The following is a 24,063-nucleotide window of genomic DNA, read 5'->3' as shown; positions in this document are numbered from 1 at the left end:
TTTGGGGCCCCCCGGCGCTTTTTGGGGGGGGGGGGGGGGCCCCCCCCACGGCGCGGCGCATAGGGCAAATGGAACGCCGCGCCAAGCCGCTCAGCACTCCGGATCGGTGCAGCGGGTGACGATCGTGCCGTCCGCCGTCTTCGCTGGAGCCTCGGGAATGAGGACCGTCTTCGGCTTCGGCGTCTCGGTGGCGACGGGCAGCGGAGTGAGGATGGGCGCCGGGCTCGGCGCGGCGTCGGGCGTCGGCGAAACGATCACGGTGCCGCTCTTTGCCGGCGCATCGGCGGTGCGTGCGAGGAACAGCATCAGGCCGGCTATGCCCGCCAGCGGCAGCAGCCAGAGCAAGTGTTTGCGGATCAAGGGCGATCTCCATGCGGAAGCGCTCCGGCGGCGGGACCCGCCGCCGGAGCGTTCGTTCGGTCAGGGCAGGGTGTTGCCGATGCTGATGACGTGGAGCCGCCCGCGATTGGCGTCGATCTCGGTCGGTGCCGCGGCGTAGATCACGTCCTCGGTCGTCGACTTGAGGATGCCCGAGATGCGGGTCACCGCGCTCTGGGCCGGCGCGACCTGGTGTACTGCCCAGGTCGGGCTTTCCGCCGCCATCAGGCCACTGCCCAGCACGGTGAAATAGACCCGCGCCCGGGTGCCGTTGTGCGTGGTCTCCACGGCGGCGGGCACGTCGTTGTTCGCCGTGTAGATCTTCACCCGATCGACCCAGGCGCCGTTCCAGCGCACGCGGTAGACGTCGAAGTTGTACGCGTTGGTGCCGCCGGCGGTGCGATAGCGATAGGCGATGCTCGGCCGGGCATATTGATCGACGGTGAGTCCTGCCGCCTGGATGCCGACGCCGTCGTTCGAGTTGTTCCACACCTCGCCGGTGCCCAGCCCCTGGAACAGGACATTGGCGGTGGTGCGCGTGGCCGGGGCACTGAGCGCGACGCCGTTCGCGGTGCGGAATACGCCGGCGGCGACATCGTACTTCAGGTAGGAGCCGTAGTGGCGCAGCGAGCGCGGCGTGCCATAGGCCCATTCGAAGGCGATATGGACGTTGCCCGCATCGTCGATCTTCAGGTCGTCGGGATAGACGTAGTTGGTGTTCTCGCGCGCGAAGATGCCGATCTTCGACCAGCTGTTCGCGGCATTGTCCCAGCGATAGAGCTCGCCCTGGCCGGCATTGTTGTAATGGTTGCGGATGATCAGGAAGATGTCGCCATTGGGCGCATCCTCGGCGATTGGATAGGTTGCGCCGACAGTGCCCGGCATGTCGCTGATGCGGCGCAGCATTCCGGTGGGATCATTGGGTGCGCTCGAGCGGAAATAGCGCCAGTCGTCGACATGATGATCGGTCCAGACATGGATATAGCCGTCTCCGTCCACCGCGATCGTCGGCTGGTCATGCCCGACATCGTCGGCATGGCTCCAGACATTGCCGTTCTCGTCCTTGAGATAGTCGATCGTCCAGGCGCCGGTGCCGGTCTTCACACCGATCTTGATCTTGTGCGTGCCGGCGGTATCGCCCGGCGCGTTGAACGCGACATAGGTGGTGTTGCCCTTCACCACCATCGGCCGCCACCAGGCGGCGGCATTGGAGGAATCGGTCTCGGCCGGTACCGTGTCCACGACCACCTGGGCCTGGGCGGTGGCGGGCGTCAAAAGGGCAAGCGGGCACAGCAACGCTGTGCTGGCAATCAAGCGCAAGCGCATGGCATTCTCTCCTGATTTTAGTTTTGGTTACTCGGTACGCGTCTCCTTGGACCGGGTGTGTCGGGCGGATCAGCCGCCCGTCAGGTCAATCGCGAAAAGCCCGCCGCTGGCGGGGAAAGCCTCGAGCTGGGCAGGCGAAAGCCGCATGCGCGAGCTTGTTACGTAGAGCGTGTCGCCGGCCAGTGCGGCGCTGCTGAGATTGGGTGCCGGCACCGGGATGCTGCGCAGCATGGCGCCGTCGGGCGCCAGCTCGGCGATACAGCCGCCGCCCCACATCGCGACGAAGAAACGGCCATTGGCCGCGCGGGTCATGCCGTCGGGCTTGCCGGGCACGCTCATGAAGTCGCTGACGATCACCGGCTCACCGAGCATCCCAGCTTCGATATCGGCAGGATAGGCGATCAAGGTGCGCGAGAGCGTGTCGATGACGAACAGCGTCTTGCCGTCTTCGGAGAAGGCCATGCCATTGGGAACGCCCAGGCCTTCCGCCACGCGGCGCGGCGCGGCTTCGGGGCTTGGCGCGTGGAAGATTGCGCCGCGGCCCGCCAGGATCGCCTTGTGCATCGTCCCGCCCCACAGGCCGCCTTTGGGATCGACGGCCAGGTCGTTGAAGCGGCATCCGGCGCCGATCTCCGCAACGGGTCCGGTAGTACCGGCGAGGGTGCAGAAGGCGCTCTCGAGCGTGCCGGCGATGCGGTCATCGGGCAGCGGGGCGAGGCCGAAGACGGGTTGGTCGGTCGGTTGTTCGGTCGCCTGGCCTTCGGTTAAGCGATAGATTCGGCGGCGCACCGGATCGGTCCAGGTGACGGTATCGCCCTGCACTACCGGGGACTCGCCGATGATCGCCTGCGGGTTGGCGAGCAGCAGCGCGCGCGGGGCGTGCCGGATGGCGCGGACCAGCGCACGGGCGCGGCCGCCGACCTTCTCGGCGGAGCGGCCCGGCTTGTAGAGATCCGATCCGATGCCGAAGCCGCTGCAGCCGGCCCCCCGCAATGTCGGGATATTGGCCGGGCCGACGCCGCCGACCGCCAGCACCACCACATGCTTAGGCAGCACCGTGCGCAGCGCGGCGATGTCACCTTCGCGCCCGGCGGCAGGGAAGAACTTAAGGTGGCGCGCGCCGGCGGCGAGTGCGGCGAACGCTTCGCTCGGCGTTGCGCAACCGGGCAGCGGAACCAGGCCGAGATTTAGTGCCTCCCCGATAACCGCGGCATCGACATTGGGCGAGACACAGATCGCCGCGCCGCATGCGGCCAGCTTTCGTACCTGCTCCGGATCGGTGACGGTCCCCGCCCCGATCGCCATCCGGTCGCCGAACTGGCGGCAGAGCAGCGCGATCGTGTCGAACGGGTCGGGCGAATTGAGCGGGACTTCGGCGACGCGGATTCCGGCATCGTAGAGCGCGCCGACCACCGCCACCGCTTCCTCCACGCGCAGGCCGCGCAGGATCGCGACGATCGGCAGTTCGGCCAGCGCCGCATCGAGCCGGGCGGCCGCGCCGTCGCTCATCCGATGCTAGCCCGGTGGATCGCGCGGAAGCCGAGAAGACAGGCGCGGCGCGATTCGACGAGTTCGCTCTCGATGCCGACCGAGCCGAGCGCGGCGGCGTAGAGGCGGGAAAGCGGCCCGTTACCGATCAGCGGCACCACGGCACCGCCCATATCGGGGAAGGCCGCCATCGCATCGGCGATCTCCGAACCGATCAGCAGTCCGCGGATATAGGATGCGGCGTCGGCACGGCTGAGCGCGCCGCGGATCACGCGGGCGCGGGCGCCGAAGAGGAGGCTCGACAGCCCAAGCCCGCCGGCACGGCCGCGTGCGACTCCCTCGCGGAATGCCGGTCCGTCCGCCGCCTCGCCTTCGACGATCGAGGCGAGCAGCCCCTGCGCGGTCAGCCGGTCGAAGATCTCGCCGGACATGGCGGTGAGGAACTCGCCGATGCGTCCATTCTCGCGTCGCACCCATTTGGTATGGGTGCCGGGCAGCGCCGCGACGCCGTCGCCGGGAGCCAGCTCCATCAGGCCGAGCAGTTCGGTTTCCTCGCCGCGCAGGATGTCCGGCGCGGCGTCGAAGTCGCGGTTGCAGGCGATGCCAGGTACGATCCGCACCGGGCTGTCGCCGATCTCCACCGGGATCGTCGCACGGGCGAGGTCCGCCATGCCGGCCGGTGCAATCGCATAGGGCGCCTCGGCCCAGCCGATATTCGATCCGATCATGCCCGATGCGTAGATCGGGCCGTGATCGGGCCAGCGCGCGGCGAGTGTCGCCATAACCTCGGCCATGCCTTCCCGGCTCAGCCCCGCAACGCCCTTCGCCGCGACGATCTCATCGACCACGGTCCCGTCGCCCGCGATGCGCCAGGCGCGGAAGTTCGAGCTTCCCCAATTGACGCCGACAATCTCGGCATCAGCGGCGTGTGACACTTGCACCTCCGTCCAGGGGATGAATGGCCCCGGTGATCCAGCTCGCCCGATCCGAGGCGAGGAACAGCGCCAGCTCCGCAACGTCCTCGGGCGTGCCGAGGCGGCCAAGCGGATGGCGCAAGATATTGGCGGCACGCGCGGCTTCAGGATCGGCCGCGCGATCGAAGGAGTCCTGCAGCAACGGCGTATCGACCGAAGCCGGAGCGATTGCGTTGACCCGGATCCCATCCGGCGCGAATTCGAGCGCGGCGGTGCGCGTCAGGCTCTCGATAGCGGCCTTGGATGCGGCATAGGCCGCAAGCGTCGGCGTCGCGAAATCGGCGTTGATCGAGGAAAGCAGCAGGATCGACCCGCCGCCCCGCGCCCGCATCGGAGGCACGGCATGGCGCAGCAACCGCACGGCGCCGATCACGTTGACATTGTAGATGTCGGCCCAGGCGGCGGTGTCGGTGTCGATCACGCCGCCATGCACCGAGATCGCGGCGGCGTGGACGAGGATGTCGATCCCGCCCAGCCGCGCCACCGCTTCGGCCACGTCCGCATCCGAGCGAAGATCGGCGACCAGCGCCTCGTCCGCATCGGATGCCGGCCGAAGATCGAGCCCGACGACCCGGGCGCCGGCAGTGCGGAGCCGCCGGGCGATCGCCGCACCGATCCCGCTCGCGGCGCCGGTGACCAGCGCCGTGCGTCCGGCCAGTTCGCTATCGCTCACCTTCGATCTCCTCCCGGCAGGCCGGCGTCAGAATTTGACGCTCACGCTGGCCTTGTACATGCGCCCGAAGAACAGGTTCGTCCGCAGGGCCTCCGAGGAGCCGTCATAGGTGCGCTGATGCTCGTTGAGGAGGTTGTTCGCCTCGAGGTTCAGCGAGAAGTTCTTCGAGATGTCATAGCGGAAGGTCGCCGACAGATCGGTATAGGCATCGTTGTAGATGCCGGTGTTCGCACCCGACAGGCCGACCAGATAGTCGTCGCGCCAGTTGTATGCGACGCGGAAGGAAACCGGACCCTTCTCGTAATAGCCGACCAGATTGGCATTGTTCTTCGACAGGCCCGGGAAGGCGAGCACGCGGCCCACCGCGTCGCGGATCGGCGTGGTCGAGTCGATGTACGAATAGGTGGCGACGATGCCGAACCCGTCCAGCGCGCCGGGGAGGAAGTAGAAGGGCAGCTGGAGCAGTGCCTCGATACCCTTCACCTTGGCGCCGTCGCCATTGATCTTGCGGTTGATGAGGTAGTTGACGTTGTTGAACGTCTCAGGGCTCTGCTTGGCGACGATGAAGGTCGAGACGTCCTTGTAGAAAAGCCCGACCGAGAACAGCGCCTGGCGGCCGAAATAATATTCGAGCGAGGCGTCGAACTGGTTCGCCTTGAACGGATTGAGGTTCGGCGCGCCGCCGCTGCCGGTGCCCGGGGTGGTCTGCACGCCGCCGACGAAGATCGCGGTGTTGTTGAGCGTGACGCCGTTGTTGAGATCGGCGGTGTTCGGGAAGGCGACGACCTTCGCCGCGCCCAGGCGCACGATCATCCCGTCGGCGACGTTCAGTCGGACGGTTGCCGAGGGCAGCCATTCGTCATCGGTGCGCTCGAAGCTGGCCGGGGTGACCCCGCCGGTGGCGCCGATCAGGTTGCCGATCGAGGTCATGTCGCGGTGCAGGTAGCGCACGCCGATATTGCCGGCGAGGTCGAGGCCGCCCTCCACCTTGAAGTCGAGCTTGGCATAGCCTTCGGTGAACTTCTCGTTGATCCGATAGGTACCGGCGAGCGCGGTGGCCGTCTGGGTCGGATTGAGGCAGGCCGCCGATTGCGAGACGGCGGTGACCGTGGTCCAGGCACTGCAGCCGTTGGCGATCGTGTCATTGCCCGCCAGGAAGGTGCGGGTCAGGCCCGCGAAGTCACCCTCGGCGAACTTGGGATTCGAGCGCAGCGTCAGATATTGCGCGAGCGAGGTCGCGACGATGCCGCCGGTCGGGCGGATATCGGCGAGCGCCGGGTTCACCCGCGTGTCGAGCTTCTGATAGCGCACGCCGACGCTCAGCTTGTCGAGGAAGCCTTCGCCCAGGTCCGCGCTCCAGTCGGTGCGCGCGGCGGTGGCCTCGGTCTTCGCCCGGTAGAGATTGTCGAACAGGATGGTGAAGCGCAGCTGCGATGGATCGCTCAGGTTGATGCCGCTGATCGAATAGGCGCCAAGATCGCCCTTGGAGAAGTCGAAACTGGTGCTCGGCGTGATCGTGGTGAGCGGCTGGAGCCGGAGGTAATTCTGGTCGTAGCTCGAGGTCGAGCGGTTGTACGACACCTCGGCGCTTGCCTTGATCCGGTCGGTCACGTCGAACTTGCCGTTCAGCGCCGAGGACCAGGTGTCGGCCTTGGTATAGGCGAACTCGCTGTTGGTCAGCACCGGCGCGGTCGAGTTGCCCGAGATCAGGATGTTGTTCGGCGAATAGGTGGCGTTGGTCAGCCCGGTCTGCGGGTTGAACGAGACCCAGTAGCGCTCGCGGTCCGAGATCAGCTTGGAATAGAAGCTGTCCAGGGTGATCTCGACGCCCGGCCCCGGCTTCCACTGGATCACGCCGTCCAGGCCGAACTTGGTGCGCGTCTCGGAAATTTCCTCGGGGCGAACGTCCGAATGACCGAAATGCACAGCGCCGTTTGAGTCAGTGAAGCGGGTATAGCCCGAGAAGGTATCGAGTCCCTGCTGCGAAAGCTTGCGGCGACCATAGGAAGCCGAGACCAGCACGCCGAGCGTGTCGCCGGCGAACTTCTGCGAGACCAGGCCGAACAGCTCGTAGCTCGGCTTCTCGGTCAGCGTGTCGTAGCTGGCGCCGGCGCGGGCGGCGATACTGTTCGGGCCGTCGAGCGGCTTGCGCGTGTTGATATCGACAATGCCGCCAAGCGCGCCCGCAATGTCGTCGGCGCCGGCAAGCTTGGTCACCTCGAGGCGCGAGATCAGCTCGGAGGGGACCAGCGACAGGATACCATAGGTCGAGCTGCCGAGCTGATCGAGGCCGACGCCGCCGCGGCCGGTGGCATCGACGATCTCGCGGCCGTTGAACAGATAGACGTTCTGACGAAGGCCGCGCACCGAGACGTTGGTGCCCTCCGCAATGCCGCGATCGACCTGGATGCCCGAGACGCGGGCGAGCGATTCGGCGACGTTGCGATCGGGCAGCTTGCCGATGTCGTCGGCGACGATCGCATCGACGAACTGGATCGCGTCGCGCTTGATGTCACGCGCGGCGCCAAGGCTCTGGCGGATGCCGGTGACGATGATGGCGCCGTCGTCTTGCTGCCCGGCGGGATCGGCTGCCTGGGCGGCCGGCGCGGCCGAGTCGGTCTGCGCTGCGGCGGGCGTGGCGAGCAATGCCGCCGACCCGAGAATGGTGGACACCAGCAGGCGCTGGACGGTGCGATTCTTCATATCCTCTCCCCTTATCAACCCGGCGGTTGGCGGGCCCGGACTTTATGCCCTTGGCTTCCGCATGACGTATCTACTAAAGCAACAATAGGGATCGCGCAACACCCTCGTTCACAGAGGGCGGCGCGGTGACATCGGCGCAACACTTGAGTTGACAAGGGTGATTTTGCGGATGCATATGACAAATATAGCAACAAAATATTTCGGAGGGGACGTGACCCAACTGCAAGGCGTGCTGCCGATTCTGCCGACGATTTTCACTGCCACGGGCGCGGTGGACGAGGCCGGCATGCGCCGCGTCCTCGACTATATCGTCGCCGCCGGCGCGCAGGGCGTGGTCTTCCCGGGGCTCGCCAGCGAATATGACATGCTGAGCGTCGAGGAGCGGCTGCACCTCACTGCGCGAATCGGCGAATGGCTGGATGGCCGGGTGCCTTTCGTGGTCGGGGGCAGCACCGGCGATACCAATGAGGCGATCGCCTATGCCGAGGCCGGCGCGAAGGCCGGTGCTTCGGCGGCGATGATCCTCACGCCCAAGACCTTTGCCGGCGATCTTGCCGCGATGGCCGGTTTCTTCCACGCCGCGCACCAAGGCTCGGGCATCGCGATCATGCTGCAGAACGCGCCGGCGCCGATGGGCATCGGCATGCCGCTGGAGCAGGTCGCGGAACTTGCGCACCAGGTGCCGGGCATCAAATATGTCAAGGAAGAGGCGCCGCCCTCGGGCCAGCGCATCACCCGGCTGACCGCACTGGCCGGCGATTCGCTCGACGCCGTGTTCGGCGGGGCCGGCGCGCGCTATGTGATCGACGAGCTGGCGCGCGGCGCACGCGGCACGATGCCGGCCTGCGAGATCACCGAGCTGCACGTCCGCATGCTCGCCGACTATGCGGCGGGCGAGGAAGGGCGCGCGCGGGATTTGTTCGAGCGTACTTTGCCCCTGCTCAACATGCAGGCGATCTTTCGCTGGCGGCTGACCAAGGCGGTGCTGCAGCGTCGTGGGTTGATCGAGAGCACTTATGTGCGTGCGCCGGGGCCGGAACTCGACCGCTACGACCAGGCAGAGCTGGACGCGCTGCTCGCCCGGCTGGCAGACTTGCTGCCGATGGAAGCACCCCAGGGGGCACTCGCCTGACCATGCGCATCGCCGCGATCGACACGTTCATCGTCACTGTCCCCCGCGACACCCCCTATCTCGGGCCGCTCGCGGAGGGGGAGCGCGTGAATGCGCGTGGCTATATCGTGCGCAAGGGCAACGGCACGATCTACCCCACCGTTGACCGTTCGATCGTGGTGCGCGTGACCACCGAGGACGGCAGCGTGGGCTGGGGCGAGACCTATGGCATCTGCGCACCGCGCGCGACCTGCGAGATCATCAACGATCTGCTCGCACCGGTGCTGATGGGCGAGGAAATCACCGACATCGGTGCGACCTGGGACCTGCTCTACGGGCTGATGCGCGTGCGCGGCGCCTGGGGCGGCTTCCATGTCGATGCGATCGCGGCGATCGACATCGCGTTGTGGGATTTGAAGGGCAAGGCCAGGGGCAAGCCTGTCCGCGACCTGATCGGCGAGACGGTGCACGGGGCGATCCCGAGCTATCTCTCGGGCCTGCCTGCGGCGACGCTTGAGGCGCGGGTGGCGCTGGCCAGGGAATGGCAGGCGCGCGGGATCGACGCGTTCAAGTTCGCCGCGGTGGTCAGCCATGAGGGGATCGTTGCCGAGATGGCGGCGCTTCGCGAGGCGCTGGGCGACAAGGCCGAGGTCCTGATCGACCTGCACTGGAAGTTCAGCCCGGCCGAGGCTGCCGACCTGATCCAGAAGCTTGTGCCGTACCGCCCCGGCTTCGTCGAGGCGCCGGTCAGGCCCGAGGACATCGCCGGCTTGGCACATCTTGCGGCGACCAGCCCGGTGCCGGTCGCGGCGGGCGAGGAATGGTACACCGAGTATGAGGCCGCGAACCGCCTAGCCGCCGGCCCGCTGGCGTACATCCAGTCCGAGATGGGCCATACCGGCATCACCCAGTTCGTCCGAATCGCCCGGCTGGCAGCGGCGAAGCGCGTCGCGGTGGCGCCGCATGCGACGGTCGGCACCGGCATCTTCCTCGCCGCCAGCCTCCAGGCTTCGGCGACGATCCCGGGCCTGTGGAAGCATGAGTGGCAGCATTCCGTGTTCGAGCGGAACCTGGCACTGCTCGATACCGATATGGGGCATGGCGCGGGCGGCTATGTCCTGCCCACTGGTGCGGGCCTTGGCGTCGAGCCGAACGCCCGCTTCTGGGACCATGCGGAGCAGGTGGCGTGAGCTATGCGGCGCGCACGCGCGGGTGCATAGGATGCAACCATGCGCGCTAAACTCAACGCCCAGCCGAACCAGAGCCTGATCGACGGCATCGCCACGCTCCAGGCGCTTGCCACTTCGCCCGAGCCGGTCGGCTGCCGCGAGCTCGCTCGCCGGCTCGACGCCGATCCGACCAAGATCAACCGGCTGCTCAAGACGCTCGCCTATCTCGGCATCGCCCGGCAGACCGCCAACCGCAAATATACCGCCGGCGCCGGCATGCATGTGCTCGCCGCGCAGAGCCTGTTCGCATCAGGCCTGATCCGGCGCGCGCTGCCGGTGCTCGAGAATCTTCGCCGCTTTGGCCACACGGTCGCGCTCGGCGTGCTGTGGGGCGACAGCGTCAGCTATCTGTTTCACGCGCCGCCGGGAATCGAGGCATCGCGCGGGCTGGGGCGTATCGGCCTGCTGCCCGCCACCACCAGCGGCATCGGCATCGTCCTGCTCTCCGAGCTGGACGACGACGAAGTGCGCGACATCTACCGCGACAAGGACATTCCGATGTTCCCGGAAGGGATCGAGCAGCTGCTCGCCAAGCTCGCCGAGGTGCGGCGGCTGGGCTATGCGCGTGTCCATGTCGCCGATGAGCGCGACCATCATGTCGTCGCGGTTTCGACCGGCGACCCGGCCCATGCCGGCATCGCGCTTTCCGGCTGGATTCCCGAGGCGGCGACCGAGCCGCTGGTTGCCGCGCTGCGCGAGGCTGCACCCGAAATAGGAGGCTGAATGTCCGATCCGGCTGTGCCCATCGGCGAGACCAAATCGCCGAGCCCTTTGCGCTGGGCGATCCTCGCGCTGCTCTTCGCCTCGACCGTGCTCAACTATGTCGATCGGCAGACGCTTTCGATCCTGGCGCCGATGGTCCAGCGCGACCTGGGCATGAACGACATCGGCTATGCGCATGTCGTCCAGCTGTTCCTGATCGCCTACACCATCGCCTATCTCGTCGCCGGCTGGCTGACCGACAAGCTGGGCACGCGGACGGCGCTGGCGCTGTTCGTCGGCTGGTGGTCGCTCGCCAACATGGCGACGGGCTTCGTGCGCAGCGCCGGGGCGCTGGGCGGGGCACGGGCGATGCTCGGCCTGGGCGAGGCGGGCAACTATACCGCCGGGCCCAAGGCGGTCTCCGAGCATTTCCCGCCGCGCGAACGCGGCTTCGCATTCGGCACCTATACCGCCGGCGCAATGGTCGGCGCGACGATCGCCCCGCCGCTGATCGGCTGGCTGGCACTCACCTATGGCTGGCGCGAAGCGTTCGTGGCGACCGGCGCGATGGGCTTTGTCTGGTTGGTTGCCTGGCTGGCGATCTATCCGCGTCGCAAGGAGGCGCGGGAGGAAGTGCGCGAGCCGACGCCGTGGCGCGTCATCCTGCGCGAGCGGCCGCTCTGGGGCTTTGCCGTGTCGCGGATGCTCGCCGATCCCGTGTGGTATTTCTACCTGTTCTGGTTCCCAAAATACCTTGCCGATCAGCGCGAGCTGAGCCTGATGACGATCGCGGCGACGGCGTGGATCGTCTATCTCGCGGCGGACATCGGCAGCATCGGCGGGGGCATCTTCTCGGGCCAGCTGATCAAGCGCGGGATGACTCCTCCGAACAGCCGGCTGGTCGGTCTTGGCGTCGCGGCGGTGCTGGCGCCGGTGGGCATGCTGATCTCGACCAATCCGGGGATCGAAGTGACCTTCGCGCTGGCGGCACTGGTGGCGTTCGCGCACCTCGTCTTCCAGATCAATATCAGCACCCTGGTGGTCGACCTCTATCCGACCCGGGTGGTGGCGACCGTGTTCGGCATCGTCGCGGCGGGCAGCGGGCTGGGCGGGATCTTCTCGACTCAGCTTGTCGGCCGTCTCGCCCAGTCGGGCAATTACGGGCAGATCTTCCTGCTGATGGGGTGCCTCCACCCGCTGGCGATGCTGATCGCCTTTGTGGCACTGCGCAGCCAGCCGAAGTCGGAACTGCGGCCAGCCTGAGCCCTACGCCGAATCTTCTACCGTCGCCCCGGGCTTGACCCGGGGTCCCGCTATCTGGCCGTCCCGCGAAGAAGCGGGACCCCGGCTCAGGACCGGGGTGACGATGTAAGTGGAAGCCTTAGGCCAGCCCGTTGCGCTGCTGCCAGCGTCGGGCGAGGTTGGGCCAGTCCGACATCGGCCAGGACGGATCGCCGCGCAGGCCGAGCCCGTGTGCGCCGTCCTCGAACAAATGCATGTCGATCGAGCCGCCCGATCCGCGCACCGCGCCGAACAGCGCGAGCGCGTGATCGACCGGCACCACCCGATCATGGACTGCATGCGCCAGCAAGATCGGCGGCGTGATCCCTGGCAGGCGCTGGTCGAACGACCAGGCGGCTGCGTCCGCGGTTGAGGCGTCGGGGCCGAGCAGCGCCAGCTTCGATCCGGTATGCGCGCCCGCGCCCATCGACACGACCGGATAGAGCAGGATAGCGCCATCGGGCCGGGTGAGCAGCCGGTCGGCGGCGTCGATCACCGGATAGGTGCGGTCATAGACCTTCACGCACAGGCTGATCGCCAGATGCCCGCCGGCCGATCCGCCGAGCACGCTGACGCGCTTGGGGTCGATGCTCCATTTGCCGCCCGCCCGGATCAGCCGCATTGCCCGTTGCGCATCCTGCAGCGCGACGAGCGCGCCGCCGCCCCACCGATCCGCGGGCAATCGGTAGCGCAGCACGAAGGCGGCGATGCCCTGCGCATTGAACCAGCGCGCGGTCTCATAGCCTTCGCGGTCGATGCCGACGCGCGAATAGCCGCCGCCGGGCAGGATCAGGATCGAGGCGCCGGTCGGGCTCGCGGTCGGCGCGAAGAAGGAAAGGGTGGGGCGCGTGACGTGCTCGGCGACGCGGTAGCGCAGCCCGGCATTGTCGGTCTGGTCGTCGATGCGTTCGGTCATCGCCGGGATCGGGCTGCCCGGCATTTTGCCCTCGGGCCAGAGCGGCAGGACGAGATCCGGCTCGCGGGTGTCGCGGGCGAAGGCGAGGAGGTCGCCTGGCGACGCGGCTTGCGCCCTCGCGGCGCCCGCCGCGACGGCGGGCAGCAGCGCAGCCGCCTTGAGCATGTTCCGGCGGCTACCGGCTTCCACGATGCGGGTCATCATCCTCTCCCTGCGCGGCCCTTGTCGATGCGGGCGAGGGCATCCTAGCCAGTGTGGCGAACACAGCAACGAAAATGGCCGATATCCTGCGGAAAGGCACAATATCGGCCATAATTGTTGCTATATATGTCTTGGCCGGTTCATTGGCCCGACGCTACCGCCCAATCCAGCCCAAAGCGCGCCAGATATTTGCGCAGCCGGTCTGCATCATTGGCGCTGGCCCGGCGGGTGCGCGAGGCGGCGAAGAGGGTGCGGCCGGCTTCGGATAGCGAGCGGCTGCGCCGGCAGGTGCGGATCGCCTCCGCCAGCTGGACGCGATCGAACGGATCGATTTCGGCGAGTGCCTCGGGGGCGAGGATCGTGCCCAGCACGCCCGCTTCGTCCTCGCGCTGGCCCGACCAGAGCCGCTTCAACCGCTCGATCTCCGCTTCCACGCATTCGAGGTCGATCCGGCCCTTGGCGCTGAGCGTCGCCATACGCGTCACGCTGGCGGCGAGGTCGCGGAAATTGCCCGGCCACCTGGCATCCGGTCCGGTCGCGAAGGCCAGGTAGCGCTGGCGGGCTTCCTTGTTGAAGCTGGCGCTGTCGCCCTCGCGTTCGGCGAAGCGCTCGAGCTCATAGTCGAGGTTCGGCTCGATATCCTCGCGCCGCTCGGCCAGGCCGGGCAGCTGGAAGGTCCACAGGTTGAGCCGGGCATAGAGATCGTCGCGGAACTGGCCGGCGGCGACGGCCTCGCCCAGGTCACGATTGGTGCCGGCGATCAGCTGGAAGTCGGATGCGGCTTCCTTGTCAGACCCCACCGGCAGGAAACGCTTGTCCTCGATCGCGCGCAGGATCATCGCCTGCTCGTCGAGGCCCAGCTCGCCGATCTCGTCGAGGAACAACATGCCCTTGTCGGCGGCGCGCAGCAGCCCCGGCCGATCGGCAACCGCGCCGGTGAAAGCGCCCTTGCGGTGCCCGAACAGCGCCGACATCGCGCCGTCGCCCTTCAGCGTCGCGCAGTTCACTTCGACGAAGGTGCCTGCGATCTGGTGCTTGAGGCGCTTGAGCTCGTAGATGCGTCGCGCAAGCTGGCTCTTGCCCGCGCCGGTGGGCCCCATCAGCAGGATCGGCGCCTTGGAGCGATGGGCGACATGCTCGATCTCGTCGATCATCCGGTTGAACGCGGCGTTGCGTGTCTCGATGCCCGATTTGAGGAAGGAGGTGCTTTCCTCCGCGGCAACGGCGAAGCGGGTGGCGATGCTGTCATAGCGCGACAGGTCGAGGTCGATCACGTTCCACAGGCCGGCGGCATCGCCGGGCGTGCCGCGCCGCGGCTGGGTCTGCAGCAGGCGGCCGGGCAGATAGCGCGCCTCGGTGAGCAGGAAGAGGCAGATCTGCGCGACATGCGTGCCGGTGGTGATGTGGATCAGATAGTCTTCGACGTCCGGATCGAAGGGTTCGGCTCGGGCGAAGTCGAGCAGCTTTCCGTAGACCTGCTCGAAATCCCAGGGGTCGCCGAAATCGAGCAGCCGCATCTCGACGGTGGTCTCGGGGGACACCGAGGCGATGTCCTCGGCGACGTATTCCGCCAGCCGACGATGCAGCGAGCCGTGCAGCAGGATGAAGCGATCGACGCGCAGATCCTCGTGCATCGTCAGTGCGACGGACGGGCGCCACTTGCCCCAGCGTGACGGGCCAAACTTGCTCGCGTCAAGCGTCGAGCCGAGGAATCCGATAACGGTGAGTGGCTTCATGCTTATACCATAGGATAAATTACGATCTCTATCGATAGCAAAATCGCTTTCGATTTGTTTTCGATGAGAATGCAGTCACATCAGCGTGCCGAATAAAATAACTAATAACCAATATGTTGTGAGAAAATTCCGGCGCGCGCAGCGAAACTGGCACGCGCACTGCAATACATTTCGGCGTCGGACGGGGAGATGTCGAACCTCCCAAGCCGGCGGCGGAAACGCGGGGCGGCCGGAATGGGCCGGCCGCCCCCCGGGAAATTTCACAGGGCGTAGCTCAGGCTGCGCAGAGCGCCCGCCTTGGGAGCGGGAGGTCGCAGGTTCAAATCCTGCCGCCCTGACCAGATACGAGGAGTTGGACGATGGCCAACAAAGGACTTTTCGCTTCGGCGATCGCAAAGCTGATGCCGGCCGCGGATACGCGGAACCGCGAGGGTGCGCCGGCATATGCCTATGGGCCCGAGCACAAGCTCGCCCAGCTTGCCGTGACCGGCACGCTGGCCGACAATTTCTACGCGCCGGCGGAAACGCAGCTGGCCGAGATGCTCGATGCCGCACGGGTCTGCGATCCGTATTTCGTTGCCCAGGCCGCGGTCTACGCCCGGCAGTCGGGCGCGATGAAGGACATGCCGGCGCTGCTTGCGGCGTATCTCACGGTTGCCGATCCGGATCTTGCGGTCCGCGTGTTCGGCCGGGTGATCGACAATGGCCGCATGCTGCGCAACTTCGTGCAGATCATGCGCTCGGGGCATGTGGGGCGTACTTCGCTCGGCTCGCGGCCGAAGCGGCTGGTCCAGCGCTGGCTGGAGCAGGCGTCGATGCCGCAGCTGATGGCGGCGACGGGCAAGGATCCGAGCCTGGCGGACATTGTCCGCATGGTGCACCCCAAGCCCGCCGATGCGGCGCGGCGCGCTTTCTACGGCTGGCTGATCGGGCGTCCGTACGACGTTGCCGCGCTGCCTGCCGAGATCGCCGGGTTCGAGGCGTGGAAGGCCGATCGGTCGCTCCCGCTGCCGAACGTGCCGTTCGAGTGGCTGACTGCCTTTCCGCTGACGGCGGAAGACTGGGCGGTGCTGTCCACGCGGATCGGCTGGCAGGCGCTGCGGATGAACCTCAACACGCTGGCGCGCAACGGCGCGTTCGACGTGGCGGGAGTCACCGATGCGGTTGCCGCGCGGCTGGCGGCTGGCGACGCGATCGCGAAGGTACGGCCCATGCCCTACCAGTTGATGGTGGCGCTGGACCAGGCGCGCGAGAGCGTGCCGCTCAAGGTCCAGGCTGCACTGGAGGATGCGCTCGAGCAGTCGCTTGCGCGCGTGCCGAAGGTGCCGGGCCGGGTCGTGGTCTGTCCCGATGTGTCGGGGTCGATGTCTTCGCCGGCGACGGGCTACCGCAAGGGCGTCTCGTCGAAGGTGCGGTGCATCGATGTCGCGGCGCTGGTTGCTGCAGCGATGCTGCGCACCAATCGCGATACCCGCGTACTGCCGTTCGAGCAGGCGGTGGTGAAGGTGAAGCTCGATCCGCGCGCCCGCGTCGCTGTGAATGCGGCGAAGCTGGCGGCGATCGGCGGGGGCGGGACCAACGTCTCGGCACCGCTGGCTGCACTCAACCTGCTGCGCGAGCCGGTGGACCTGGTGGTGATCGTCTCGGACAACGAGTCCTGGGTGGATGCCAACCGGTACGGCGCGACGGCGACGATGCGCGAGTGGAACGCGCTGAAGCGCCGCAACCCGGCTGCCAAGCTCGTCTGCATCGACATCCAGCCGCATGGCACCAGCCAGGCGCAGGACCGGGCGGACATATTGAATGTCGGGGGCTTCTCCGACGCGGTGTTCGACACCATCGCGCGCTTCGTTTCCGGCGACACGCGTGACTGGGTGGGCATCGTCAAGCAAGTGGAGATCTGACGAACAGGGCCGTGGCGAATGCCGGCGGGATTACATTGCTCCAAGGGGAAACCCGAAAGTCCGGAAAGAGCGCCCGGGAGGCTTCGGCCGAACGGGAGGTGGGGTTTGAGTCCCCCCGTTGCAGCGGTAGCTCAAGGACGTTCTCGTCACTCCTCGTCGCCACGGCCCAACACGAACATCACGGCGAATGCCGGGCAAGGACTACATTGGTAATGCGGGTGTCGCGGGTTCGAATCCCGCCCGCTCCCCCGGGAGCGGTAGCTCAGCGGATAGAGCACCGGCCCTTCGGGGCAGTCTTTCCCATCCCTCGTCGCCGTGACCGGCAAAACCCGGCGAATGCCGCGTTGGACTACACCTCCAAAGTGTCCCTTCGGGGAACGTCCATCGCATCCCTCGTCGCCGGAACCCAATTCGCTGGCGAATGCCGGCGGGACTACAGGACAGAGCACCCGCCCTCTTGCGGCGGGAGGTCGGCGGTTCAACTCCGCCTCCGGGCAACCGGATAGCTCAGCAAAACTGTCTCGCCACCGCTCGTCGCCGGCACCATGATCGAGTTTGAAGGAGGTCGCGATGACCGAGACGCTGTATGATTTCCAGCACGTCGAAGGGGGCGTGCCGATCAAGATGTGGACCCGTGGCGTGCCTGTGGAAGACGGGGCCCGCGACCAGCTGGCGCGCGCGGCGAAGATGCCGTTCGTGTTCAAGCATGTCGCCGCGATGCCCGATGTCCATATCGGCATCGGCGCGACCGTCGGCTCGGTGATCCCGACCAAGGGCGCGGTGATCCCTGCCGCGGTGGGTGTCGATATCGGCTGCGGCATGATGGCGGCGCGCACCTCGCTGGTGGCAAGCGACCTGCCCGACAATTTGGAAGGGATCCGCAGCGCGATCGAGCGCGCCGTGCCGCACGGCCGGTCGATGAACCGCAACAAGCGCGACACGGGTTCGTGGGGCGATCCGCCCCCGGCGATCGTCGAAGCCTGGGCAACGCTTGCCCAGCGATTCGACCGGATCGTCGAGAAGTATCCGAAGCTCAAGAACACCAATCACCTGGTGCATCTGGGGACTTTGGGCACGGGCAACCACTTCATCGAGCTGTGCCTGGATCAGGACCAGCGCGTGTGGGTGATGCTCCATTCGGGGTCGCGCGGCGTCGGCAATGCGATCGGCACCTACTTCATCGAGCTGGCGAAGCAGGACATGCGCAAGTGGCACATCAACCTGCCCGACGAGAACCTGGCCTATTTCCCGGAAGGGACCGACCATTTCGACGACTATGTCGAGGCGGTCGGCTGGGCGCAGGACTTCGCGGCGCTGAACCGGCGGATGATGATGACCAACGTCATCCGCGCGCTGCGGGGACAGATCGCCAAGCCGTTCGATGCGGAGCTGGAAGCAGTCAACTGTCACCACAACTATGTCCAGCGCGAGAATCACTTCGGTGAGAATGTGCTGGTCACCCGCAAGGGCGCGGTGCGCGCGGCGAAGGGCGTGCTGGGGATCATCCCCGGCTCGATGGGCGCCAAGTCGTTCATCGTGCGAGGGCTGGGCAACGCGGAGTCGTTCGACAGCTGCTCGCACGGAGCTGGACGCATCATGTCCCGAACCGCGGCGAAGAAGCTGGTGACGCTCGACGAGCACATCCGTGACACTGCGGGCGTCGAGTGCCGAAAGGACGAAGGCGTGATCGATGAGACGCCGAAGGCGTACAAGCCGATCGAGGCCGTGATGGCGGCGCAGGCCGACCTGGTCGAGATCGTCCATACGCTGAAGCAGGTGGTGTGCGTGAAGGGCTAAAAGCTCTCCTCAGCTCTTGGCGCACACCGCCGGTTTCCCAAGAGGTCAGGAAGATGATTGCAGAGGTTTCCGCCTGGAAGCAGGCGGGCAGCCTTTATATCTGGCGCTATGCCGCGCTCAGCGGCAGCCGTCGCGGCTGGCACTTCCATGCCGACCGCGACGGCTGTGCATCGATCATCGATCTGATCGATCGCATGGTCGGTCAGGAAGTGCCGAGCCATCGAACGATGGGGCTCGCTCCGGTAACGCCAGCGATATGGGGGCGGCCGAACTTCGGCTCGCCAAAGTGGGACAGGTTCGAGAGGCTTCGGGTCGAATATTGCCCTGAACAGGCCGCGTTGGAGATCGAGCCCGTCGAGAACAGGCTGATCCTCAGAATCGGTGCGGAGCGTGCGCCACTGCTGCGAGAGGCCTTTATCGACCTCATGCTCGGGCAAAATGATTTTGGCATCGGGCCATCCGACGCGCGACGGCCCGATCCCTGGATGTTCTGGTGAGACAAGAGATGACAGCCAAGGCCGACGCGACCATCCCCTCCGCCGTGCGGAAGGAGATCGAAACCCGCCTCGAGCGAATCGAGGCGGAGCATGGCGCGCGCCTGCTGATTGCGGCCGAATCCGGTTCGCGGGCCTGGGGCTTTCCCTCGCCCGACAGCGACTATGACGTGCGCTTCCTCTATGTGCGGCCGCGCGACTGGTATCTGTCGCTGGCGCCCGGCCGCGACGTGATCGAGATGCCGATCGAGGACGAGATCGACCTGAACGGCTGGGACGTGCGCAAGGCGCTCACTCTGCTGCTCAAGTCGAATGCCGTGGTCAGCGAGTGGATGCTCTCGCCGATCCGCTATCGGACCGATGATCCGTTCATCGCCCGGTTGGCGGAACTGGCGGACGACCTGCTCGATCCGCGGGCGATCGCCTATCATTATGCGCGGTCGGGCAAGCTGGCCGCGGATCGGTGGCTCGACGGGGAAGGGGATGTGCCGGTGAAGAAGTATTTCTACGCCCTGCGTCCTGCGCTGGCGATCCGTGCAATCCGGCTCAACCCGGGGGTGCGGCCGCCGATGAACCTGCAGGCGCTGGTTGCGGCGAGCGACCTGCCGGCCTTGCTGGTCGAGCAGATCGAGGCGCTGGTCGAGGCCAAGGCGCGCACTAACGAGCGTGCCAATGGCGCCCGGCCGCCCGAGATCGACGCGCTGATCCGCGGCGAACTCGAGCGGGCGGGAGAGCTGCCGGCGCGCAAGCTGCACGATCGCTTCGTCGATCGTGCGAACGACCTTTTTCTGGAACTGGTGAATACATGATTGTCATCGACGGATCGGAAGGCGAGGGCGGCGGCCAGATCGTGCGCAACAGCTGCGCGCTGTCGCTGGTGACCGGCCAGCCCTTCCGCATCACCAATGCGCGCGGCAAGCGCGAGAAGCCGGGGCTGATGCGCCAGCATGTGACTGCGATCGAAGCGGCGCTGGCGATCGGCGGCACGGTCTGCGAGGGGTTGGAAGTCGGCGCGTCTGACTTCAGCTTTACGCCTGGCCGCGTCACGCCCGGCGAATATCATTTCGCGGTGGGTACGGCGGGCAGCACCGGGCTGGTCTTCCAGACCCTGTTGATGCCGTTGCTGATGGCCGATGGACCGTCGCGGATTGTCCTCGAGGGCGGCACGCACAACATGCTCGCGCCCCCGTTCGACTTCATCGCGAAGACGTTCGCGCCGGTGGTGCGGCGGATGGGCGCGGGTATCGACATGCGGCTGGTCCGCCATGGCTTCTACCCGCGCGGTGGCGGCCGGATCGAAGTGGACATCGTGCCGGGCAAGCTCGCGCCGATCGACTGCATTGAGCGCGGTGCGCTGCGCTCGGTTTCGGCGATGGCGCTGTTCGCGGCATTGCCGGGCAATATCGCCGAGCGTGAATTGCGGACTGCACGCAGCCTTTTGCCTGAGTGGCCCGAGGACGCCTTTGCCATGCACCAGCTCCCCGAGGGGCAGGGGCCGGGCAATGCGCTGCTGCTCGCGGCCGAGTTCGAGCAGGTGACCGAGGTCGTCACCGGCTTCGGCAAGCTGGGCGTATCGGCGGAATCGCTCGCCCGGACGGCGGCGCAGCGCATGGCCGGGTTTCTCGAATCGCCGGCATTCGCAGGGCCGTATCTCGCCGACCAGTTGCTGCTGCCCTTCGCGCTTGCCGGTGGGGGCAGCTTCACCACGGTGAAGCCGAGCCAGCATGCGCGGACCGCCGCCGATATTATCGAACGGTTCACGGGGCAACGCTGGCTGTTCGAGCAACAGTCCGATGGGTGCCATCTCGTCCGGCTGGCGAGCGGCTGAGACCAGCAACTGCCCGGTTTGCGCAAGCGGTCGGGCAGTTGCCGGAATGTCGAAATGCCGGTTGGCATGTCGCTTTGCAGTTTTGCGCCGGCAATATATCGCCTATCCTGCAGTGCAGGAGGGGCATCATGGGCATTTTCGACTTCCTTTCGAAGCAGTTCGTCGACGTCATCGACTGGGTCGACGAGCCCGGCACGCTGGCCATCCGCTATCCGATGCAGGATCGCGAGATCCAGAACGGGGCGCAGCTGACCGTGCGCAGCGGCCAGACCGCGCTGTTCTTCAACCAGGGCGAGATTGCCGACGCCTTCCTGCCCGGGCTGCACACGCTGCAGACCGGCAACCTGCCGCTGCTCACTTCGCTGATGAACTGGGACAAGGGCTTTGCCTCGCCCTTCAAGGCCGATGTCTATTTCTACAGCCAGAAGGAGCAGACCGGGCTCAAATGGGGCACCACCCAGCCGATCCCGGTGCGCGACAAGGAATTCGGCCCGCTGCGCATCCGCGCATTCGGCAGCTACAGCTTCCGGGTCGAGGACGTCTCGGCCTTCGCGGTGAAGATGATGGGCTCGCTCGACCGGTTGACGGTGAGCGACCTCGAGCCGCAGCTGCGCGCCGCGATCGCCACGTCGATCGCCTCGGCGCTGGGCACCGGCGAGATCGCCTTCCTCGATCTCGCCGCGAACCAGAGCGCGCTTTCGGAGAAGCTCAAGGCAGCGGTCGAGCCGGCCTTCGCGCAATGGGGGCTGAGCTGCACCAGCTTCTTCATCGAGAGCCTGTCGCTGCCCGACGAAGTGCAGGCGATGCTCGACAAGGCCAGTTCGATGCGCGTGGTCGGGGACCTTGACCGGTTCGTGCGCTTCCAGAGCGCCGAGGCGATCGAGACGGCGGCGGCCCAGTCGGGCGGCATTGCCGGCATCGGCGCGGGCGCGGCGGCCGGTGTGGCGATCGGCCAGAGCATGGCCGGCGGGATCGGCGGCGGCGCGCTGCCGGCGCCGGGTGCCGCCGCGGCGCCGGGCGAGGATGCCTATGCCCAGATCGAGAAGCTCCACAAGCTGCTGACGATCGGGGCGATCACCCAAGAGGAGTTCGACGCCAAGAAGGCCGAGCTGCTTTCGCGCATCCGCTGAAGCCGTCATGAGCCTGAGCGTCAATTGCCCCAATTGCGGCGCCGAAGCCGTCTTCCGTTCGGCGGCCCTGCCGGCGCGCGTCTGCGACTATTGCCATAGCCTGCTTTCCCGCAGCGACACCGGCGTGATGGTGGTCGGCAAGTCCGCGCCGCTGCCCTTCGATGTCAGCCCGGTGCAGATCGGGATGCGGGGGCGCATCGAGGATCAGCCGTTCGAAGTGATCGGCCGGGTGCGCTGGGCCTGGACCGACGGCGCCTGGAACGAGTGGCTGCTGCTGTTCGGCGACGGCAGCCATGGCTGGCTGGGCGATGCGATGGGCCAGTTCATGCTGATGCGTGAGCGTGCGTTCAGCCAGGTCCAGACCCGCACGCTCAAGGACATCGGCAAGGGCAAGGAGGCGGTGCCGGGCGCCGAGATCACGCTCGACGCGCGCAAGCTGACGATCGTCGATGCGCGCGACGTGCTTTGCATCGCGGCCGAAGGCGAGCTGCCCTTCACCCCGACGCCGGGCTGGCGGGTCTACAGCGTCGATCTGCGCGGGCCGAAGGGCGAATGCGCCTCGCTCCAGCGCGATGCGCTCGCCACGACTTTCTACCAGGGGTGCTATGTGACGCTCCCTGAACTCGCTCCCACCGGACTGCGCGCGTTCGAAGGCTGGACGCTTCCCGCTTATGCAGCCTGAAACCGAACTCCAGCTGCCCGCGGCCCCTGCGGTGAAGGCCCTGGCCTGCCCGGCATGCGGCGGCTCGGTCGCGCTCCGCGCAGCCGGCTATAGCGTGAGCGTCGTCTGCCAATATTGCAGCTCGATCCTCGACGTCACCGATCCGCAAGTGAAGCTGATCACCGAATATCGCCAGGCCGCCGAGGCGCTGGAGATTCCGCTTGGGTCGCGCGGCACGTTGCGCGGGATCGAATGGGAAGCGATCGGCTATCTGCAGCGCTCGGCGGCGGGCGGCGGGGCCTGGGACGAATATCTGCTGTTCAATCCCTATCACGGCTATCGCTGGCTGATCACGGACGGCCGCGGTTGGAGCCTGGGCGAGCAGCTGACCGTCTCGCCCAGCTATTCCGATTACGAGACGATGCTGCTCGGCGACAGGGCCTATACCCGCTTCTACGAGGACAGCACCGCGCGGGTGAACTATGTGCTCGGCGAATTCTACTGGCGCGTGGCGGTAGGCGAGGAAGTGGTCGGTGCCGACTGGGTCCGCCCGGGCTCGATGCTCTCGCGCGAGAAGAACGCGCATGAAGTGAGCTGGACCCGGTCGATCCTGCTCGACCACAAGGAGATGGCGGAAGCGTTCGGCGTGCAGAAGGGCGCCAGCTGGCCGCCGATGCCGCACCAGCCTTCGCCCAACGCCGCCTGGCTGGGCACCGGGTTCAAGATCTTCGCAGGCATGTTCCTGCTGCTGACCGTGCTGATCCTGGCCTTCGGCGGCACCAGCTGGGTTACCGCGGGGCGCTTCCCGATCGCCTCCGACGGCACCGAACGTACCGTCACGCTGGGCCCGATCCACCTTGGCCATCTCTATCAGCGCGTCGAGATCCGCGCCGATGTACCGCGGCTGGAGAATGGCTGGGTCGATCTCGACTACACCTTGGTCGATCGCAAGACGCAGCAGGTCTATGAGGCCTATGGCGCGGCCGAGCGCTATTCGGGCAGCGATTCCGACGGGCCGTGGACGGAGGGCTCGCGCCGCTCCTCGATCTCGGTGGCGAGCGTGCCGGCCGGGGATTATGACCTGGTCGTCGATTACAAGGGCAATCGCTGGAACAGCAGCACGACCTGGGATTACGCCAGGAGCATGTCAGTCGAGGATCCGGGCTGGCTGAACCAGGACAACCAGCCGGAAGTCGTGGTGGAGGTGCGGGGCGGCGCGCTGTTCGCCTCGAGCTTCTTCATCGCGCTGCTCCTGCTCGGCCTGCCGCTGCTGATCGGCCTGATCCGCCACATCCAGTTCGACAAGGCACGCCAGGCGGAAAGCGATTTCGCACCGACCGGCTTTGCCGCGCTGACGCAATCCTCGGAGGATGACGAAGAATGAGCACCCGCACTTTCCTTTATGCGCTCTGGTGCCTCGGCGTGGCCGCGCTGTTCGTGCTCAGCGGCATCTTCGCCTGGTCCCCCTTCGCCGAAGGCGGGCGGGCGCACGGTTATTCCCGCATCTCTGGCCCCACCCACAAATAAGGAG

The 24,063-nt window shown here is 66.8% G+C and carries 21 protein-coding genes and 1 tRNA gene; 14 read left to right on the top strand and 8 right to left on the bottom strand.

Annotation, left to right across the window (positions count from 1 at the left end; genetic code table 11):
• Positions 1-90 precede the first annotated feature (90 nt).
• The 6 genes from AAHM44_RS06410 to AAHM44_RS06385 all read right to left on the bottom strand — a co-directional run bounded on the left by AAHM44_RS06410 (position 91) and on the right by AAHM44_RS06385 (position 7,542).
• Positions 91-360 (bottom strand): hypothetical protein, encoded by a 270-nt coding sequence (locus AAHM44_RS06410; RefSeq protein WP_269573808.1) that lies wholly within the window; start codon positions 358-360, stop codon positions 91-93.
• Positions 361-420: 60 nt separating this feature from the next.
• On the bottom strand, positions 421-1,704 hold the full coding sequence (locus tag AAHM44_RS06405) for a BNR-4 repeat-containing protein (RefSeq protein ID WP_342249433.1): 1,284 nt from the start codon (positions 1,702-1,704) through the stop codon (positions 421-423).
• A gap of 69 nt (positions 1,705-1,773) precedes the next feature.
• On the bottom strand, positions 1,774-3,213 hold the full coding sequence (locus AAHM44_RS06400) for a 2-dehydro-3-deoxy-6-phosphogalactonate aldolase (protein ID WP_342249432.1): 1,440 nt from the start codon (positions 3,211-3,213) through the stop codon (positions 1,774-1,776).
• Positions 3,210-4,127, bottom strand: a complete 918-nt coding sequence (locus AAHM44_RS06395) for a 2-dehydro-3-deoxygalactonokinase (protein WP_342249431.1) — start codon at positions 4,125-4,127, stop codon at positions 3,210-3,212. The genes AAHM44_RS06400 and AAHM44_RS06395 overlap by 4 nt, the downstream gene beginning before the upstream one ends.
• Positions 4,111-4,839 (bottom strand): SDR family NAD(P)-dependent oxidoreductase, encoded by a 729-nt coding sequence (locus AAHM44_RS06390; RefSeq protein ID WP_342249430.1) that lies wholly within the window; start codon positions 4,837-4,839, stop codon positions 4,111-4,113. Before AAHM44_RS06390 ends, AAHM44_RS06395 begins: the two co-directional genes overlap by 17 nt.
• Before the next feature lie 27 nt (positions 4,840-4,866).
• Complete coding sequence (locus AAHM44_RS06385) at positions 4,867-7,542, bottom strand: TonB-dependent receptor (protein WP_342249429.1); 2,676 nt, start codon at positions 7,540-7,542, stop codon at positions 4,867-4,869.
• Between the two features lie 211 nt (positions 7,543-7,753).
• On the opposite strand from AAHM44_RS06385, the gene AAHM44_RS06380 reads away from it, so the two are divergent.
• Genes AAHM44_RS06380 through AAHM44_RS06365 form a run of 4 tightly spaced genes read left to right on the top strand, consistent with a single transcriptional unit; the run spans position 7,754 to position 11,847 of the window.
• Positions 7,754-8,674 carry a dihydrodipicolinate synthase family protein gene (locus AAHM44_RS06380; protein ID WP_342249428.1) on the top strand — a complete coding sequence of 307 codons (921 nt, stop codon included), beginning with the start codon at positions 7,754-7,756 and terminating at the stop codon, positions 8,672-8,674.
• Positions 8,675-8,676: 2 nt separating this feature from the next.
• A complete protein-coding gene (locus AAHM44_RS06375; protein ID WP_342249427.1) occupies positions 8,677-9,843 on the top strand; it encodes a mandelate racemase/muconate lactonizing enzyme family protein in 1,167 nt (388 codons plus the stop codon).
• 39 nt (positions 9,844-9,882) lie between these two features.
• On the top strand, positions 9,883-10,605 hold the full coding sequence (locus AAHM44_RS06370; RefSeq protein WP_184161717.1) for an IclR family transcriptional regulator: 723 nt from the start codon (positions 9,883-9,885) through the stop codon (positions 10,603-10,605).
• Positions 10,606-11,847, top strand: a complete 1,242-nt coding sequence (locus AAHM44_RS06365; protein WP_342249426.1) for an MFS transporter — start codon at positions 10,606-10,608, stop codon at positions 11,845-11,847. It abuts the gene before it with no gap.
• 118 nt (positions 11,848-11,965) lie between these two features.
• On the opposite strand, the gene AAHM44_RS06360 is transcribed toward AAHM44_RS06365, so the two are convergent.
• Together AAHM44_RS06360 and rtcR are read right to left on the bottom strand one after the other, a co-directional pair.
• Positions 11,966-12,982: an alpha/beta hydrolase gene (locus AAHM44_RS06360; RefSeq protein WP_342249425.1), complete on the bottom strand. Its 1,017-nt coding sequence runs from the start codon at positions 12,980-12,982 to the stop codon at positions 11,966-11,968.
• A gap of 140 nt (positions 12,983-13,122) precedes the next feature.
• A complete protein-coding gene (rtcR, locus tag AAHM44_RS06355) occupies positions 13,123-14,718 on the bottom strand; it encodes an RNA repair transcriptional activator RtcR (RefSeq protein WP_342249424.1) in 1,596 nt (531 codons plus the stop codon).
• Positions 14,719-14,981: 263 nt separating this feature from the next.
• On the opposite strand from rtcR, the gene AAHM44_RS06350 reads away from it, so the two are divergent.
• The 10 genes from AAHM44_RS06350 to AAHM44_RS06305 all read left to right on the top strand — a co-directional run bounded on the left by AAHM44_RS06350 (position 14,982) and on the right by AAHM44_RS06305 (position 24,059).
• Positions 14,982-15,059, top strand: a tRNA-Pro gene (locus AAHM44_RS06350).
• A gap of 18 nt (positions 15,060-15,077) precedes the next feature.
• Positions 15,078-16,622, top strand: coding sequence for a vWA domain-containing protein (locus tag AAHM44_RS06345; protein ID WP_342249423.1), 1,545 nt, complete (start codon positions 15,078-15,080; stop codon positions 16,620-16,622).
• A gap of 570 nt (positions 16,623-17,192) precedes the next feature.
• Positions 17,193-18,419: an RtcB family protein gene (locus AAHM44_RS06340; RefSeq protein WP_342249422.1), complete on the top strand. Its 1,227-nt coding sequence runs from the start codon at positions 17,193-17,195 to the stop codon at positions 18,417-18,419.
• 53 nt (positions 18,420-18,472) lie between these two features.
• A complete protein-coding gene (locus AAHM44_RS06335) occupies positions 18,473-18,916 on the top strand; it encodes a hypothetical protein (protein ID WP_342249421.1) in 444 nt (147 codons plus the stop codon).
• Positions 18,917-18,924: 8 nt separating this feature from the next.
• Positions 18,925-19,722, top strand: coding sequence for a nucleotidyltransferase domain-containing protein (locus AAHM44_RS06330; RefSeq protein ID WP_342249420.1), 798 nt, complete (start codon positions 18,925-18,927; stop codon positions 19,720-19,722).
• Positions 19,719-20,741 carry an RNA 3'-terminal phosphate cyclase gene (gene rtcA / locus AAHM44_RS06325; RefSeq protein WP_342249419.1) on the top strand — a complete coding sequence of 341 codons (1,023 nt, stop codon included), beginning with the start codon at positions 19,719-19,721 and terminating at the stop codon, positions 20,739-20,741. Before AAHM44_RS06330 ends, rtcA begins: the two co-directional genes overlap by 4 nt.
• Before the next feature lie 128 nt (positions 20,742-20,869).
• Entirely contained in the window at positions 20,870-21,871 is a 1,002-nt protein-coding gene (locus tag AAHM44_RS06320) for an SPFH domain-containing protein (protein WP_342249418.1), read from the top strand.
• Positions 21,872-21,878: 7 nt separating this feature from the next.
• Entirely contained in the window at positions 21,879-22,553 is a 675-nt protein-coding gene (locus tag AAHM44_RS06315) for a DUF4178 domain-containing protein (RefSeq protein ID WP_342249417.1), read from the top strand.
• Positions 22,543-23,916, top strand: a complete 1,374-nt coding sequence (locus tag AAHM44_RS06310) for a DUF4178 domain-containing protein (protein WP_342249416.1) — start codon at positions 22,543-22,545, stop codon at positions 23,914-23,916. The genes AAHM44_RS06315 and AAHM44_RS06310 overlap by 11 nt, the downstream gene beginning before the upstream one ends.
• Positions 23,913-24,059 carry a hypothetical protein gene (locus tag AAHM44_RS06305; RefSeq protein ID WP_184161688.1) on the top strand — a complete coding sequence of 49 codons (147 nt, stop codon included), beginning with the start codon at positions 23,913-23,915 and terminating at the stop codon, positions 24,057-24,059. The genes AAHM44_RS06310 and AAHM44_RS06305 overlap by 4 nt, the downstream gene beginning before the upstream one ends.
• Positions 24,060-24,063 lie beyond the last annotated feature (4 nt).

The organism is Sphingomonas sp. OTU376, from assembly GCF_038440415.1.
Lineage (GTDB): Bacteria > Pseudomonadota > Alphaproteobacteria > Sphingomonadales > Sphingomonadaceae > Sphingomonas > Sphingomonas kyeonggiensis_A.
The sequence above is the reverse complement of the archived record's forward strand: the minus strand, read 5'-3'. Positions and strand labels throughout refer to the sequence as shown.